At 68.6% G+C, this 15036-nt stretch carries 15 protein-coding genes; 3 read left to right on the top strand and 12 right to left on the bottom strand.

The genetic code is table 11. From position 1 onward, the window contains the following. Positions 1 to 9: 9 nt before the first annotated feature. On the bottom strand, positions 10 to 828 hold the full coding sequence (locus AB7M35_RS15665) for a ComF family protein (RefSeq protein WP_453961291.1): 819 nt from the start codon (positions 826 to 828) through the stop codon (positions 10 to 12). Positions 829 to 914: 86 nt separating this feature from the next. Between AB7M35_RS15665 and AB7M35_RS15670 the strand changes: the two genes are divergently transcribed. Further along, positions 915 to 1847, top strand: coding sequence for a class I SAM-dependent methyltransferase (locus tag AB7M35_RS15670; RefSeq protein WP_453961292.1), 933 nt, complete (start codon positions 915 to 917; stop codon positions 1845 to 1847). A gap of 74 nt (positions 1848 to 1921) precedes the next feature. Here the strand turns inward: AB7M35_RS15670 and rpe are convergent, their stop codons facing one another. The 11 genes from rpe to AB7M35_RS15725 form a co-directional block, all read right to left on the bottom strand. Then, positions 1922 to 2608: a ribulose-phosphate 3-epimerase gene (rpe, locus tag AB7M35_RS15675; protein ID WP_453961293.1), complete on the bottom strand. Its 687-nt coding sequence runs from the start codon at positions 2606 to 2608 to the stop codon at positions 1922 to 1924. Positions 2609 to 2767: 159 nt separating this feature from the next. After that, positions 2768 to 3400, bottom strand: a complete 633-nt coding sequence (locus tag AB7M35_RS15680; protein WP_453961294.1) for a TetR/AcrR family transcriptional regulator — start codon at positions 3398 to 3400, stop codon at positions 2768 to 2770. A 128-nt stretch (positions 3401 to 3528) separates the two neighbouring features. Further along, the gene (locus AB7M35_RS15685; protein WP_453961295.1) at positions 3529 to 3774 is read right to left on the bottom strand and encodes a DUF6356 family protein; all 246 of its coding nucleotides are present in this window, start codon (positions 3772 to 3774) and stop codon (positions 3529 to 3531) included. A 173-nt stretch (positions 3775 to 3947) separates the two neighbouring features. Further along, the gene (locus AB7M35_RS15690; RefSeq protein ID WP_453961296.1) at positions 3948 to 5168 is read right to left on the bottom strand and encodes a benzoate/H(+) symporter BenE family transporter; all 1221 of its coding nucleotides are present in this window, start codon (positions 5166 to 5168) and stop codon (positions 3948 to 3950) included. Between the two features lie 84 nt (positions 5169 to 5252). Continuing rightward, positions 5253 to 7163, bottom strand: a complete 1911-nt coding sequence (locus AB7M35_RS15695) for a TRAP transporter permease (protein ID WP_453961297.1) — start codon at positions 7161 to 7163, stop codon at positions 5253 to 5255. Continuing rightward, the gene (locus AB7M35_RS15700; RefSeq protein ID WP_453961298.1) at positions 7153 to 7389 is read right to left on the bottom strand and encodes a hypothetical protein; all 237 of its coding nucleotides are present in this window, start codon (positions 7387 to 7389) and stop codon (positions 7153 to 7155) included. The genes AB7M35_RS15695 and AB7M35_RS15700 overlap by 11 nt, the downstream gene beginning before the upstream one ends. Positions 7390 to 7438: 49 nt before the next feature. Continuing rightward, the gene (locus AB7M35_RS15705; RefSeq protein WP_453961299.1) at positions 7439 to 8434 is read right to left on the bottom strand and encodes a TAXI family TRAP transporter solute-binding subunit; all 996 of its coding nucleotides are present in this window, start codon (positions 8432 to 8434) and stop codon (positions 7439 to 7441) included. 259 nt (positions 8435 to 8693) lie between these two features. Then, a complete protein-coding gene (locus AB7M35_RS15710; RefSeq protein ID WP_453961300.1) occupies positions 8694 to 9116 on the bottom strand; it encodes a PaaI family thioesterase in 423 nt (140 codons plus the stop codon). Between the two features lie 37 nt (positions 9117 to 9153). Then, positions 9154 to 10644, bottom strand: a complete 1491-nt coding sequence (locus AB7M35_RS15715) for a class I adenylate-forming enzyme family protein (RefSeq protein WP_453961301.1) — start codon at positions 10642 to 10644, stop codon at positions 9154 to 9156. Continuing rightward, entirely contained in the window at positions 10641 to 11648 is a 1008-nt protein-coding gene (locus AB7M35_RS15720) for a zinc-binding dehydrogenase (RefSeq protein WP_453961302.1), read from the bottom strand. Before AB7M35_RS15720 ends, AB7M35_RS15715 begins: the two co-directional genes overlap by 4 nt. Beyond that, on the bottom strand, positions 11645 to 12145 hold the full coding sequence (locus AB7M35_RS15725) for a MarR family winged helix-turn-helix transcriptional regulator (RefSeq protein ID WP_453961303.1): 501 nt from the start codon (positions 12143 to 12145) through the stop codon (positions 11645 to 11647). The genes AB7M35_RS15720 and AB7M35_RS15725 overlap by 4 nt, the downstream gene beginning before the upstream one ends. A 210-nt stretch (positions 12146 to 12355) precedes the next feature. On the opposite strand from AB7M35_RS15725, the gene AB7M35_RS15730 reads away from it, so the two are divergent. Beyond that, the gene (locus tag AB7M35_RS15730) at positions 12356 to 14068 is read left to right on the top strand and encodes a thiamine pyrophosphate-binding protein (RefSeq protein WP_453961304.1); all 1713 of its coding nucleotides are present in this window, start codon (positions 12356 to 12358) and stop codon (positions 14066 to 14068) included. Then, complete coding sequence (locus AB7M35_RS15735; RefSeq protein WP_453961305.1) at positions 14068 to 15009, top strand: VOC family protein; 942 nt, start codon at positions 14068 to 14070, stop codon at positions 15007 to 15009. Before AB7M35_RS15730 ends, AB7M35_RS15735 begins: the two co-directional genes overlap by 1 nt. Positions 15010 to 15036: the final 27 nt, after the last annotated feature.

A 15036-nucleotide genomic window follows, 5' to 3' on the forward strand; every position in this document is an offset into this window, starting at 1 on the left:
TGATGCACACTATATGGGCTCGCCCGAATTGCCGACAACCCGGGCAAAAACAAGCACATCCACGGAGCCGGCGCCAGCGCGCTTGAGGGCGCGGACGGCGGCCTCGGCCGTCGCGCCCGACGTCAGCACGTCGTCTACGAGAATGACGGAGCGCCCCGCAATCTCCAGCTTCGCCTCGGGCCGGACGCGGAAGGCACCGCGCACGTTGGTTTCCCGCTCCCTGGCGGTCAGGCCCACCTGGTGGCGGGTGGCGCGGGTCCGCACCAGCGCGTCGAACGACAGCGGCAGGCCGGTCGCGCGGGAAACCACGCTGGCAAGCGCGGCGGACTGGTTGAAGCCGCGCATGAGCAGGCGCGTACGATGGAGCGGCACCGGGACCAGGAGATCGGCCCCGTCCGTGAGGTCGGCGCCGGCGCGCGTCATCATGCGTCCCATGACGATGGCGGTCTCCTGGCGATCGCGGTACTTGAGGGCGTGGACGAGGCGCTGGGCGATCCTGTCGTAGCGGGCGACCGCGCGGGCACGCTCGAAAGGCGGGGGATGGGCGATCGCCTCGGCGGAGAGCGCGCCGGGACCGAGATCGTAGGCGAAGGGGATGCCGAGACGTTCGCAGTACGGGCGCTCGATCAGCGCGAGTTCGCCCCAGCATCGGGCGCACAGTCCGCTCTGGTCGGCGACGGGTGTTCGGCAGGCGGCGCAGAGCGGGGGCACGACGAGATCGAGCACCGCACGCCCGCCGCGGCGCAGCAGCCCGGCGAGGGTCGCGGCTTTCTCGGTCGCCCAGCCCGCAGTTTCGGGGGCGGCGAGATCTCCGTCGTGATCCCACATGAGGCAAGTGTAGCTTCACGGCACGGTGGGGCGAAGGCAATTCAGCGGACCGCCGGCATCGCGCGGCGGGAAGGAGCGAGGACACGATGAGCCGAGCGAACGCCCTGTTCGACCGGAGCCTGCTGGCCCGAAGACGCGCCCGCGCGCTGGCCACGCCGCGCGAGGGGTCCGACTTTCTCCTGCAGGTGGCGGTGGAGGATACGCTCGACCGCCTGGCGGCGATCAAGCGGACGTTCGCCACGGCCATCGACCTCGGCGGTCATCGGGGAAGGCTGGCGGAGGCGCTGCGCGCGGCGCCGCAGGTGGAGCGCGTCGTGCGCGCCGACAGTCTCGTCTCCGATCCGGCCGGTGGCGGACCGGACGTGGTGATCGACGAAGAGGCGCTGCCGTTCGCCGACGCCTCCGCCGATCTGGTGGTGTCGCTGCTGCAGGCCCAGACGGTCAACGACCTGCCCGGGCTGTTCGTGCAGGTTCACCGCGTCCTGCGCCCGGACGGGCTGTTCCTGGCGATGGCGGCGGGCAACGACACGCTGTTCGAACTGAAGAGCGCCCTGGCGGCGGCCGAGGACGAGATCACCGGTGGCGTCAGTCCACGGGCGCACCCGACGCTCGATCTGCGCGACACGGCAGGCCTGCTGCAGCGCGCGGGCTTCGCCATTCCGGTCGCCGATGTCGACCGCTACACGGTCCGCTATGGCGCGATCGACGGCCTTGTCGCCGACCTGCGCGCGATGGGGGCGACCAACATCCTGACCGGCCGGGACCGCCGGCCGCTGCCGCGCCAGGTGTTGGCTCGGGCCGGCCAGATCTACCGGGAACGGTTCGCGGATCCGGATGGGCGGCTGCGCGCCACCTTCGATCTGATCGCGCTCTCCGGCTGGCGGCCGCACGAGAGCCAGCAGAAGCCGTTGAAGCCGGGGTCGGCCTCCGCGCGGCTTGCCGATGCGCTGGGTGCGGTGGAGCAGTCCGCAGGCGAAAAAGCGTCCGGGCCGGTCGGTTCGGGCGGCTCGCAGACCTAGGGCGTCTCCCCTCCGCGGCGCCGGAGGTGCACCACCGACAGGTCGAGTCAGTCTGTCCGGTCTAGACGCGTCCGCTAGCGGTTGCGGCGCGCCGCGCCCGCCTCGGCTGCTGCGCGGATGTCGGCGATGGCCGAGGCGTAGCCCGTCGGGCCGTTCTTGAAGACCGCCGATCCCGCCACCAGCACGGTCGCGCCGGCCTCGGCCACCGGACCCGCCGTCTCGGGCGTGACGCCGCCGTCCACCTCGATCTCGATGTCGCGATCGCCGACCATTTCGGCGACGCGCCGGATCTTCTCGGTCACCGACGGGATGAAGGCCTGCCCGCCGAAGCCGGGGTTGACGGTCATCAGCAGGATCAGGTCCAGACGGTCGAGCACATAGGCGATCACGTTCTCCGGCGTCGACGGATTGAGCGAGACGCCGGCCCGCTTGCCGAGCGCCCGGATGGCCTGCAGCGAGCGGTCGAGATGCGGCCCGGCCTCGGCGTGGACCGTGATGACGTCGCAGCCTGCGTCGGCGAAGGCCGGCAGGTAGGCGTCGCAGGGCGCGATCATCAGGTGGCAGTCGAACGGCTTGGGCGACGCGGCGCGGATGGCCGAGACGATCGGCGGGCCGAAGGTGATGTTCGGCACGAAGTGCCCGTCCATGACATCCAGGTGGATGTAGTCGGCCCCGGCCGCGTCGATCGCGGCGACTTCCTCGCCGAGGCGGGAGAAGTCGGAGGACAGGATGGACGGGGCGATGCGGATCGGGCCGGGCATTGGGGGTCTCGGGCTTGCGTCGGGGGACGGGGAATTCGGCGGCAAGATGTCACCCCGAAGCCGTCACCGCAACGCATCGCGGCCAGTTCTTGCACCGCTTGGCGTCGGGACGAGGCGCGGAAGGGAATGACGCGGGCCGAAACCGTGGCGACCGGCGCGTCAGCTCGACCCGACCGCAAGGGCGTAGCCGCCGGCCCGCCGCTGCTCCGCCGTCTCCCCCAGCAGCAGCGACGTCATGAACTGGGAGGCGCTGCCTCCGCTCAGGGGCGACTCGCTGCCGCGCAGACTGTGGTTCATGGCGTAGCCATCGAACGCCATGAAGATGATCTGCGCCAGATGGGGGTCGTCGGCGAGGTAGAGCCGGTCTTCCGGAAGGCTGGAGCGGATCATCTGGATGAGGCGTCCGAGCGCGCTGTCCAGGAGTGCCGGATTGTAGCGCTCTTCCGGCAGCGCGGTGGTCAGCGCCTGCATGACGTTGTTCGCTAGGCCGTTCTCCGCGGCCGGCAGATCGCACCAGAACGTTTCCAGGATGCGCAGGAGCCGGTCGCGCGGGGAGGAAATCGCGTCCAGCTCGTGCTCGAGCTCATCCAGTCGCTCCTCGAGCCAGGGCTCGTAGATGGCGAACAGGATGTCGAGCTTGGAGAAGTAGTAGACGTAGATGTTGGACGTGGAGATGTGCGAGGCGCGGGCGATTTCCGCCATGGACGTGCGGCTGTAGCCGCGCTCGCGAAACAGCACGCGGGCGGCCCGCAGGATTGCCTCGGCAACCGCCTGCTTTTTGATTTGCGCCATTTGCCGACCCAAGTTTGTTCACAAACGAACAAACAGGATCATTCACCCGTTTGCAACCGGGGACCGCAAAGGGCGCTCCGCGCGCTCGGGGTGGCCTTCAGGCCGGAAGGTGCGCAGGCGCGCTTGTGTCAGCGCGCCTGGGTCGTCTGGCCGGCGGTCGGGAGCGGCGTGCGCCGGCGGTTCGCGACCATCCGGTCGTGCAGTTCGCTGACGGTGCGGCTGCCGGTGGTGGTGAACATGAACGGGAACAGGCCGTGCAGGACGCACGCGCACCCGGCGCCGAGCATCTTGGAGCCGAAGGAGAAGGCGACTCCCATATGCTCGAAGTAGCTCTCCCCGACTGATTCAGGGTGCTCGGTGAACATGCGGCGCATGGAATCCTCCGTCCGGTGTCTCGTTTTCCAGTTGCAGCAGTGTAGCCCGTCGTCCGTAGGCGCGGATTGCAAACTCTCCACTCGCGTGGCCCGGACGTGAAGCGCTGTTCCAAGAATCTGCGATTATGTAGGTCAATCTCCCATGCGGATGTCGCAAGCGAGAATCGGCCGGCCTACTCGGCCTGCGGCCTGTCCATGGTCCACACGATCGCAAGGCCGGCCAGCAGGGCCCAGAAGGCCGACGAGAGGCCGAAGGGCGCGATGCCGGAGGCGGAGACCAGGAAGGTGACCAGGGCGGCGAAGCGGTGGCTCCCGGCAAAGGCGCGGCTGAACGAATCTTCCAGCACGCCCAGGAGGGCCAGGCCGGCGAGCGTCGCCGTCAGCGACCCCGGAAGGATCAGCGCGAGATCCGCGACCATCGGCGCGAAGATCCCGAGCAGGATGGCGTAGCAGCCGAAGAGAATGGCGGCGACGAAGCGCCCGGTCTTGGGGCCGGCGGCCGAGAACAGGGCCGTGTGCACGGTGGCGACCGCTGCCGGGATGCCGCCGAACAGCGCGTTGAGGGCGCTGATCCCGCCGATCCAGACGGTGGTGGCATTGACCGGCGGCAGGAAGCCGCGCGCCCTGAGCACCGCGAAGGACTGGGCGTTGTGGATGGCGATCACGGTGAGGATCATCGCCGGGGCGAGCGACAGGATCGCGTCGAGGTGGAAGACCGGCACCATCGGCCTGGGGTGGGCCAGCCGCAGCGCCGGCAGGGTCGCCGTATCCACCGGCTGGAACAGCGCCACGGCGGCGATGCCAACGACAACGGCGGCCAGGATCGGGGGGCAGCGCCGCTTCAGCGTCGGAACGCCGGTGACCAGGAGGAAGGCTGCGACCGTCGGACCGGCGATCTCCGGCACGTTCGCCACGCTGGTGACCATGCGGGTGCCGAACGGCAGGAAGACGCCGAGAAGCATGCCCAGCGCGACGGGCAGCGGGATCAGGTCGGTGAGCCGCTGGATCGAGCCCGACAGGCCGAGCAGCACCAGCGCAGCGGACGTGACGATGCAGGCGCCCATCGCCTCGGGGTAGCTCATGTGCGTGAGGGCCGCCGGGAGCAGCGTCGCCCCGGCGATGGTCCAAAGGACGGTGATCGGCTGGCGGTAGATGATCGACAGGGCGATCGTGGTGAGGCCGCCGAGGCCGTAGACGACCGCGGCCAGCGAGCCGATGAACGCCGCTGAGAGCCCCGCCTCCCGTCCAATGGTGAGCAGGATCGCGAACGTGCCGGTCGCCGACAGGATCATGGCGATCGCGGCGGCGGCGACGGTGTCGGCGGTGACGCCGGCGCGGATCTCGCCGGGCCGGGGGAGCGGCCGGGCGATCGGCTCTAGCGAGGAGAGACGCATGGGGCGGACAAACCCGACCTGAAACAAAAAGACGGCGGCGGAGCAGTGCTGCCCCGCCGCCTGATTACCACGTCATCGCAGGCGCTACGTCGATGCCTCTGGAGATGGTGCGGGCCCGTTGCGGCGGGCACTGTAGCGGAACCACCCGATCAGCAGGGCGATCATCACCAGCGCCGCGAGCGACACCAGCGGATTCGGCGCAAGCGAGAGGACGCCGAGGGCGAAGGCGAGGACACGTTCCACCGGGTTCAGGTCGCGGAACATCCAGCCGATGATCGCGGGCGCGAAGGCGATGAAGCCGAACAGCAGCGACACGATCCCGATCACCGTGTCCATCGGCGTGTCGATCAGCAGCAGGCCCGGGTGGAGCACGAAGCTGTAGGGGATCAGGAAGCCCGGGATCGCCAGCTTCACCGCCGTCCAGCCCGTATCGGACGCCGACGCCCCGGAGATCGTCGCCGCCGCGTAGGACGACAGCGCCACCGGTGGGGTGAGCATGGACAGGATGGCGAAGTAGAAGGCGAAGAAGTGGGCGGTGATCGGCTCCAGTCCCAGCCGGATGAGCGCCGGCGCAATGAGGATGGCGCCCATGATGTAGGCCGAGCTGGTGGGCATCCCGGCGCCGAGGATGATGGTCGCCACCATGGCGAACAGCAGGATCAGCGGCAGGTATCCGGCCGAAAGCTCCACCACCAGCGAGGTGAACTTGGTGCCGAGGCCGGTGAACGCGATGACCGAGATGATCACGCCGGCCAGCGCGCAGGGCAGCGCCACCGAAAGGGCGCGTTCGGAGCAGCGCGCCAGCGACTGGACGATCTCCAGCGGCCGCTGGCGGCTCGCGGGATTGAGCGAGCCGATGAGGATCGTCAGGGCGATGGCCTCGATCGAGGCGTAGGTGACGTTCTGGCCGGTGACGATGCGGTAGGCGAGCCAGCCGAGCGGGATGATCATGATTCCGCGCTTGCGCACGGTCTCGCGGATGGTCGGAACCTCGCCTTCCTTGATGAGCGGCAGCTTCTTGCGACGGGCCTCGAGGTCGACGCACAGCAGCACGGCGAAGAAGTAGAAGAAGGCCGGCAGGATGGATGCCAGCACGATGTCCGAATAGGGCACGCGCAGGAAGTCGGCCATGATGAAGGCCGCGGCCCCCATGACCGGCGGCATGATCTGCCCGCCGGTGGAGGCGACCGCCTCGACCGCGCCGGCGAAGCGCGGGGCGTAGCGCACACGCATCATCAGCGGGATCGTGAAGATGCCCGTGCTCATCACGTTGGCGACGGCGCTGCCGGACACCGATCCCATCATGCCGGAGGCGATGACGGCGGTCTTGGCGGGGCCGCCCTGGGTGCGACCGGCGATGGCCAGCGCGAGGTCGATGATCAGGCGGCCGCCGCCGAAGATCTCGAAGACCGCGGCGAACAGGATGAAATAGTAGACGACGTCCACCGACACCCCGATCGGGATGCCGAGCAGGCCGTCGGCCGACAGCACCTGCACCTCGACGAAGCCGAACAGGTCGGTTGAGCGGTGCGCGAGCAATCCGGGCCAGTAGTCGCCGGTGAAGTAGTAGATGACGAAGAAGGCCGCCAGCAGCGTCATTCCGAGGCCCAGCAGCCGCCGCGACGCCTCGAACAGCAGCGCGAGGAAGACGAAGCAGCTGTAGTAGTCCTGCCACGCCAGCGGATCGATGCCCGAGAAGCGGTCGAGGGTGCGCTCCAGGTTCGCATACATGACGAAGGGCGGCGTGAGGGCGAGGACGGCGAGCGCCTGGTTGAAGCGGCGCCACCAGACCGGCCCTTCCCGCGATGTCAGGAGGAGCGCCAGCGCGAGGGCAAACGACAGGTGCGTGCCGCGCTTGACGAGGTTGTCCATGTAAGGCGCGAAGGCAACGACCGCCTGGAAGACGGCCCAGGCCACCGCGACCAGAGCGGCGGGCTCGAGGACGCTGCGCCAGCGGTCGAAGGTGAACCGCGCCGAGGTCTCGTCAGCGGGCATTGCTGTTTCGGTGCCAGTCGTCAAAGGGGTCGCCTCCGCGATCATCAGGCCGCCCCGACGGCATCTCACAGGAGGCCGCACCGGTCAGCGTCGAAGAAATCAAGCGGGCAGGAATGCCCGGTCCGAAGCGTGATGATGTTGGATCGAGTTCGACGTCCTGCTCGATCTCGTTGGTCGCCGTCCGCCGTCGACACCCGTCGATGCGGATATCGGTCGCGCGTTTCATCCCCGGGAAAGGGGCGGCTCCCGGCGCGGGCCGGGAGCCGCGAAGGGGCCTACATGAGGCCGGCTTCCTTGTAGTAGCGGACCGCGCCCGGATGCAGCGGGATCACGTTGTTCTCGGGCTTCCAGGCTTCCTTGCAGGTGAAGCCGGAGAGCGCCTTGTGGATCGTCTGCAGCGTCTCGGTCTGCTCGCAGATCGTCTTGGTGATCGTGTAGGCGAGATCCTCGGAGAAGTCCTCGCGCACGAACAGGATGGTGGTCGTGCCCGGAACCTTCACGTCGGCCTTCTGGCCCTCGAAGGTGCCCTTCGGCATCGTCACCGGGCTCCAGCCGTACTTCGACTGCAGCTCCGACAGAACCTTGTCGGAAGGCTGAAGGAACGTCAGGTCCGTCGTGGTGGAGATTTCCGTCATGGCCGGGTGACCGCGGGTCACCGTGTGGACCCAGAAATCGGCCTGGCCGCTGACGAGGGCGTCCTTGACGATGCCGAACGAGCGCACGCGCTCGATCGAGCCGCCGTCGGCCTCGATCTTCTCCGGCGGATAGCCCGCCGCGGTCAGCATCTGGATGCCGCCTTCGGCACCGGAGCTGCCCTTCTGGCGCAGCACGACCCGGAGCTTCGGGTTGGCCTTCAGGTACTCGTCGAGGCTGGTCGGCTGGTCGGCGCCGGTGGCCACGGCGGGCAGGTAGTACTGGTCGAGGCCGCCGACGAGGGAGCGCAGGTTGGTGATCGGCTCCTTGTAGACGACGTCACCGGCTTCCGCCCACTTGGCCACCGAGGCCATGCCGAAGCCGAGGTCGAACTTGCCCTGGCTGACCAGCAGCGCGTTGGCCGTGCCGCCGCCCTCGGGCGGGGTGTCGATGACCGACCCGCTCGGCAGCACCTTGCGGAGCATTTCGCCGAGACCGACCGAATAGGCGTACCAGCTCGACGACTGGCTGAACGATGCGATGCTCAGTTCCACCGGATCCTGGGCGTAGCTCGGCCCGGCGGACACCATTGCGGTCGCAATCGCTGCGGCCGCAATGCTCTTCTTGATCATGGACATAGTTGCATTTTCCCCTTTTGCGGTGCCGGACCGTTGGCCCAACAGCCTGAGCGGTGACGCGGAGCGCGCGACAGCGCCAATGACCTCGTTGAGTCACCACGCTCCCGGCGGTCGGCGGCCTCATCGCCGCCGGTCCCCATCCACGAATGTGCCGCTGGTCTTTACTCCTCTGGCGGCAACCCGTGGCAGAGCCTAGCCGGCGCCTCGCGTGGCACAAGGCACACGCGTCTTCCTAGGCGTCGACATGGCAGTTCGTGTTTCACTTCTTGGCGGCTGCGGAGAAGTATGTTCCCCGGCCCGAAGCGAGCAGCTTACCGTTCTCGTCCGCAACCGTCGCCTCGACGGTGGCGAATTGTCCACCCGCGCGGATGATGCGGCCGGTCACGGTCAGGTCGCCCGGCATGGCGGCGCGGTGATAGTCGACGCGCAGATCGATCGTCGGCACCGGCTTGCCGAGGGCCGCGGCGAGCGCGTAGTCGGCCACCACGTCGATGAGCGTCGCCAGGATACCGCCATGGGTGTAGCGGCCTTCCGGATTGACGACGAACTCCTCGCGCCAGCGCGACACGACGACGATGTGATCTTCGGCGACTTCCTGGACCTCGAGGCCGAGCCACTGATGGAACGGGGCGCGGGTGATCAGGGTCTGGAGCGCTTCTTTAGTCAGTCGTTCGTCTGCCACCTGGGTCTCCTTGCTGGTGTCTGTTCGGGAGTCCGGATCAGCCTGCGGCGAGCGCCTTCAGCTGTTCCTTGTCGACCTTGTTGGTTCCGGTGAGCGGAATCTCCGGAATGATGAAAACCCGCCTGGGATGGGCGTAGGCGGGGCCGTTCTCGATGGTGAAGGCCTTCAACTCGTCCTCGGACGGGGTGCATCCGGCGGCCGGGACCACGAATGCGTAGGGCACCATGCCCTTCATCTCGTGGGCGAAAGGCATGACGGTCGCCTGGGCCACCGACGGATGGCTTTCCAGCAGAGTCTCGACCTCCTGCGGGTAGACGTTCTCGCCGCCGACCACGAACATGTCGTCGGTGCGGCCGATGAAATAGAACCAGCCGTCGTCGCCGTGACGCAGCACGTCGCCGGTGCGGTACCAGCCGTCGATGAAGCGCTCGGCCGTCTTGTCGGGCATGCCGTAGTAGCCGAGGGCGACGCCGGGATTGCGGACCCAGAGCTCGCCGTCGCGCTCGCTCTGGCCGCCGACGAAGCGGTAGTCGCAGCCGCTGATCGGCCAGCCGACGCTGGTCGGAGGCTGCGGGGACCCGTCCGGGCTGTACCACCCGGTCATGATCGGCCCGCCTTCGGTGGTGCCGTAGTTCATGTGCACTTCGGCCGACGGGAAGGTCGCGGAAATGTCGGCGAGCAGCGTATCGGAGGCCGGCGCGGAGCCCATCGAGATCACCCGGACGCCGCTGGTGTCGACGTCCTTCAGCAGGTCGCGGCGCTGCAGCAGCATCGCCATCATCGTGGGCACGCCGGTCAGCATCGTCGCGCCGTGATCGCGGATCGCCGCGACGGTGGCCTCGATGTCGAACTTCGGCAGCACCAGAAGGGTCGAGCCGACGAGCAGCCCGGTCTTCATCGCGACGATCGCGTTCTTGTGGAAGAACGGCGCCGAAAGGAGCGCGCGGTCGCTGTCGACGAGGCGGCGATGCGCGGCCAGCGTCTCGGCCGCCCAGATCTGTCCGGCATGGGTCAGGAGCACGCCCTTCGGCGCGCCCGTGGTGCCGGAGGTGTAGAGCTGCATCGACACATGCTTCGGCTCCGGCACGATCGCCTCGAAGGCGCCTTCGTCCTTGAAGGTGGCCAGGTCGGTGTCGATGTCGACGATGACGCGCGAGGGGGCGTCCGCGACCTCGCGGAACGCCGCTTCGGTGAAGACGACGCGCACGCCGGCATCGTCCAGCACCGAGCGCAGCCGCTCGCGCGGCAGCTTGATGTTGACCGGGACCGGCACCGCGCCGATCCGCAGGGTTCCGAACAGGATCTCGAAGAACGCCGTCCGGTTGAGGCAGAGAATGCCCACGCGGTCGCCGGCGGCGACACCGTGGTGCGCAAGTCCGCGCGCCACGGCATCGCAGGCGGCGTCGAGCGCGCCGTAGGTCAGCGCGCGGCCCCCCGTGCCCGGCGCGATGTCGATCGCGGCCAGGCGGTCGGGCGGAATATGCGAGAAGAGCCGTCCGAGATTGGGGTGAGCCGCGCGATGCATCATGGGGTGACGATCACCTTGCCGATGACCTTGCGGTTCTCGATGAGGCCGAGGGCTTCCTGCGCCTTGTCGAGCGGCAGCTCGCGGTCAATCACCGGCTTCATCTTGCCTTCCTGGATGTAGCCCATCAGCGCTTCGAGGTCTTCGCGGGCCCAGGAGTTGGAGCCGCAGACCTTCAGCTCGAAGGTCCAGACGAAGCGCAGGTCGGTCTTCGGGTCGAAGCCGGCCGTGGCGCCGCAGGTCAGCAGGCGGCCGCCGCGCTTCAGCGAGCGCAGCGACGGAACCCAGGTGTCGCCGCCGGTGAAGTTCACCACCACGTCGACGCCACCGTCGAAGGAGCGGCGGTGCGGCTTGCCGAACAGCTCGTAGACCTTCTTGTGGAACTCTTCCTTGCTGTAGTCGACCACGTGGTCGGCGCCCATTTCGGTGAGGCGCGCCAGCTTGCTCTCGGAGGAGCCGGCCGCCAGCACTTCCATGCCGACCATCTTGGCGAGCAGCAGCGCGCCGGTGCCGACGCCGCCGGACGCGCCGAGGATCAGCGCCTTCTCGCCGGCCTTGATGTTGCCGTTGGTGAACATCATCCGGTGGGCGGTGCCGTAGGCGACCGGCAGCGAGGCCGCTTCGGCGTAGGTGACGCCTTCGGGGATGCGGACCAGCTGATGGGCGCGGGTCTTGCAGTATTCCGCCAGGCCGCCGTTGTAGGTCTCGCCCTGAAGGCCGCCTTCGACGCGGTTCAGCGGGTCGACCAGCACGCGGTCGCCGACCTTCCAGTCGGTGACGTCGGGGCCGACCTCGGCGATCTCGCCGGCGACATCGAGCCCCGGGATCACCGGAAGCGCCAGCTTGATGCCGGGCATGCCGTTGCGGGTGAAGATGTCGTGGTAGTTGAGCGAGCACGCCTTGACGCGAAGGATGACGTCGCCCGGCCCCGGCGTCGGGTCCTCGTAGTCGGTGTGGTAGACCAGATTTTCTGTTCCGCCGTGCTCGTGAACTGCGACAGCTTTCATGGGGTGGTTAACTCCTCGGGTGTGTTCGATTGGGCTTTGCCGGCGTGTCCGGCGGCAGGGTCGAGGTTGGCGATCATCACGTCGAGCATGTCGACGACTTGAGCGACAGCAGCCTCGGAGAGGTTGTGAACGGCCCGTTCGTTGACCGACGCGATGCCGGTCAGCACGATCGACTGGACGGCGCGGCCGCGCGGCGTGAGCCAGTGGCGGACGAGGCGGCCGTCGGTCGGGCAGGGGAGGCGGTCGATCAGCCCGTCGCGCTCCATCCGCTTGAGCGTGTGGGCGATGGTGGACTGCTCGATGCGGACGCGTTCGACGAGCTGTTTCTGGGTGAGCCCGTCTTCGCCCCACAGGGCCGCCAGCAGCGGGTATTGGCCGGGAAGAACGCCCTCGGCCACGGTGTGAGTCTTCAGAGCCTGTGCCATCAGCCGCGCCAACAGGTTGATGCGGTAGCCGATCGTGTCCGGCGCAGCGACCTGGGTCGTGTCTGTCGTCACGGGGTGCCGTCTCGTTCCTGCCATCTGGCGGTGCCGGATGGGCACCAGCCAATTTATATCGCATGCCATATTGATTACGAAGTGTCGGATGCGTCAAGATATGGCATGCAATATTTTTTGGCAGGCTCCGGGTGCAAGCCATAAAGGGGTCGCGCTGGACCTGACCCTGTTCCACCCTGCAGCCAGGCAAATCACGAGGCGAGCGACGCGATGACAGATGGTGCGACGAACGGAAACCGGCTGACCGGGGCGGAAGCCATGGTGCGGCTTCTCGAAGCTCACGACGTCGACACCGTCTTCGGATTGTGCGGGGACACCAGCCTTCCGTTCTACGACGCGCTCCACAGGATCGGCGGGTCGATCCGCCACGTACTGACCCGCGACGAGCGCTCCGCCGGCTACATGGCCGATGCCTATGCCCGCGTCACCGGCCGCATCGGCGTCTGCGAGGGCCCGAGCGGCGGCGGCGCGACCTACATCCTGCCGGCGCTCGTGGAGGCTGGCGAATCGTCGATCCCCATTCTGGCCATCACCACCGACATCGGCGTCGCCGGTCGCGGCCGCTACACCCTGACCGAACTCGATCAGCGGCTGCTCTTCAACCCCGTCACGACTTACAATGAAGTGATCGACACCGCGGAGATGCTGCCGCGGGTGGTCCGCAGGGCGTTCCGCGAGGCAACCTCCGGCCGGTGCGGCTCCGCCCATCTGGGGCTGCCGTTCGACGTGCAGAAGGACCCGGTGAACGAAGCCGACGTCTGGGCCGATCCGCGCTACGGCCATTTCCCGGCGACGCGGTCCGGTCCCGATCCCGAAGAGGTGGAGACCGCCGTTCGCCTGATCAGCGAGGCCAAGCGGCCGGTGTTCATCTGCGGCGGCGGGGTCGTCATCTCCGGCGCCGAGGCCGCCCTCGCGGCGCTCGCCGAGGCGTTCGACGCGCCGGTGGCCACCACGATTTCCGGCCAGGGCTCCATCGCCGACGACCACCCGCTGGCAGTCGGCGTCGTCGGCTCCAACGGCGGCACTCCGGAGACCCGCGCGTGCGTCGAGGCGGCCGACCTGGTCGTGTTCGTCTCCTGCCGGGCAGGCTCGGTCACCACCGAGCGGTGGCGCTTCCCGCCGGTGGGCACGAAGATCGTCCATATTGATGCCGACGCGGCCGCCATCGGCGCCAACTACCCGACCGAAGCCGTGCTGGTCGGCGACGCGAAGCTTGCGCTCGAGGCGATGCTGAACGCGCTTCCGGAGCGCGCCGCCGACCCGGAACGCGCCCGTGCGGTGCGGGCCCGGCTTGCCGACGCCCGGGCGCGCAAGGCCGAGCGGTTCATGCAGCTCGCCCGCAGCGACGAGAGCCCGATCCGGCCGGAGCGGCTGATCGCCAGCCTCTATGCCAACACTGATCCGGACACGATCATCGTGGCCGATCCGGGTACGCCCTGCCCGTACTTCTCGGCCTATTATGACATCCGGCAGACCGGGCGCACCTTCATCTCCAACCGGGCCCACGGCGCGCTTGGCTATGCGCTCGCGGCATCGATGGGCGCCGCGATCGGGCGGCCCGGCGTCAAGACGATTGCGGTCAGCGGCGACGGATCGTTCGCCATGGGCTGCGGCGAACTGGAAACGGCGGTGCGCCTCAACCTGCCGATCACCTTCATCACCATCTCCAACTCCGTCTTCGGCTGGATCAAGGCCGGCCAGAAGACCGGCTTCAACGAGCGCTACTTCTCGGTCGATTTCTCCCGCACCGACCATGCGGCGGTGGCCGCCGGCTTCGGCCTGAAGACGTTCCGCGTCACCGATCCCGCCGACCTCGACGCGACGCTGAAGGCGGCGATCGCCCACGACGGGCCGACGCTGGTCGACGTCATCTGCCAGCCGCTGCAGGAAGCGGCCGCCCCGGTGAGCGAATGGGTGGCGTGATGGCACGTCCGGATATCGGCGCAGAGCAGCAGTTGCCCAACGATCCGGGCGCGGTCTTTCTCGATCACATCGGGCATTTCGTGGCGGACCATGACGCGGCGGCGGAAGCCCTGGTGTCGCTCGGCTTCGCGCCCACGCCCTGGACCGTGCAGACCAACCCCGACCCCGATGGCGGGCCTGCCCGGCTCACCGGGACCGGCAACCGCTGCGTGATGTTCCGCCAGGGCTACCTGGAGGTTCTCGCCAAGACCGCCGACACGCCGCTGGCGCGGGAGTTCGACCGGGCGGTGGCGCGCTATCGCGGCGTTCACCTGATCGCCTTCGGCACGGCCGACGCGGCGGCCGAACGGGCCCGGCTTGCCGAGGCGGGCTTCGCGGTGCAGCCGATGGTCGATCTGCGCCGCAAGGTGGAGGACGGCAGCGGCGCCGAGGTGGAGCTGGCCTTCTCCGTCGCGCGGGTGGTGGCCGGAGAGATGGAGGAGGGGCGGATCCAGTTCCTTACCCACCGCACCGAGCAGGCCATGTGGCAGCCGCAGATGCTGGACCATCCGAACGGCGCGGAAAGCCTCACCGACCAGATCCTGGTGGTGGCCGACCTGGAACAGGCCACCGAACGGTGGGAGCGCTTCCTGGCGCGCCCGTCGACGCCGGTGGCGTGCGGCCGCACCTTCCGGCTGGAGCGGGGACGGATCACGCTGTGCTCGGTCGCTCACGCGTCGATGGCCGCGCCCGGAGACTGCCCCGCGCCGCCGGCAATGGTCGCCTACGGCGTCGGCGTCGCCGATCTGGCGCCGTTGCAGGCCTGCCTCGACCGGGCCGGGATCGTGCCGCTGGACACGGCGCCCGGACGGGTGACGGTCGCCATGCCCGAGGCGCTCGGTGTCGGCGTCATCCATTTCCTGACGGCCGAGGCCGACCCGCCATGGCTGCGCGGCGCATGAGGACGCGCGCCACCTTTGCCGGGAGCG

Source organism: Amorphus suaedae (genome assembly GCF_053629675.1).

What these genes read in the sequence shown, in the direction of transcription:
- AB7M35_RS15670 (WP_453961292.1), top strand. Translation starts at nt 915, where the DNA reads ATGAGCCGAGCGAACGCCCTGTTCGACCGGAGCCTGCTGGCCCGAAGA.
- AB7M35_RS15700 (WP_453961298.1), bottom strand. Translation starts at nt 7,389, where the DNA reads ATGAAACGCGCGACCGATATCCGCATCGACGGGTGTCGACGGCGGACG.
- AB7M35_RS15690 (WP_453961296.1), bottom strand. Translation starts at nt 5,168, where the DNA reads ATGCGTCTCTCCTCGCTAGAGCCGATCGCCCGGCCGCTCCCCCGGCCC.
- AB7M35_RS15680 (WP_453961294.1), bottom strand. Translation starts at nt 3,400, where the DNA reads ATGGCGCAAATCAAAAAGCAGGCGGTTGCCGAGGCAATCCTGCGGGCC.
- AB7M35_RS15735 (WP_453961305.1), top strand. Translation starts at nt 14,068, where the DNA reads ATGGCACGTCCGGATATCGGCGCAGAGCAGCAGTTGCCCAACGATCCG.
- rpe (WP_453961293.1), bottom strand. Translation starts at nt 2,608, where the DNA reads ATGCCCGGCCCGATCCGCATCGCCCCGTCCATCCTGTCCTCCGACTTC.
- AB7M35_RS15695 (WP_453961297.1), bottom strand. Translation starts at nt 7,163, where the DNA reads ATGCCCGCTGACGAGACCTCGGCGCGGTTCACCTTCGACCGCTGGCGC.
- AB7M35_RS15715 (WP_453961301.1), bottom strand. Translation starts at nt 10,644, where the DNA reads ATGATGCATCGCGCGGCTCACCCCAATCTCGGACGGCTCTTCTCGCAT.
- AB7M35_RS15705 (WP_453961299.1), bottom strand. Translation starts at nt 8,434, where the DNA reads ATGTCCATGATCAAGAAGAGCATTGCGGCCGCAGCGATTGCGACCGCA.
- AB7M35_RS15730 (WP_453961304.1), top strand. Translation starts at nt 12,356, where the DNA reads ATGACAGATGGTGCGACGAACGGAAACCGGCTGACCGGGGCGGAAGCC.
- AB7M35_RS15685 (WP_453961295.1), bottom strand. Translation starts at nt 3,774, where the DNA reads ATGCGCCGCATGTTCACCGAGCACCCTGAATCAGTCGGGGAGAGCTAC.
- AB7M35_RS15720 (WP_453961302.1), bottom strand. Translation starts at nt 11,648, where the DNA reads ATGAAAGCTGTCGCAGTTCACGAGCACGGCGGAACAGAAAATCTGGTC.
- AB7M35_RS15665 (WP_453961291.1), bottom strand. Translation starts at nt 828, where the DNA reads ATGTGGGATCACGACGGAGATCTCGCCGCCCCCGAAACTGCGGGCTGG.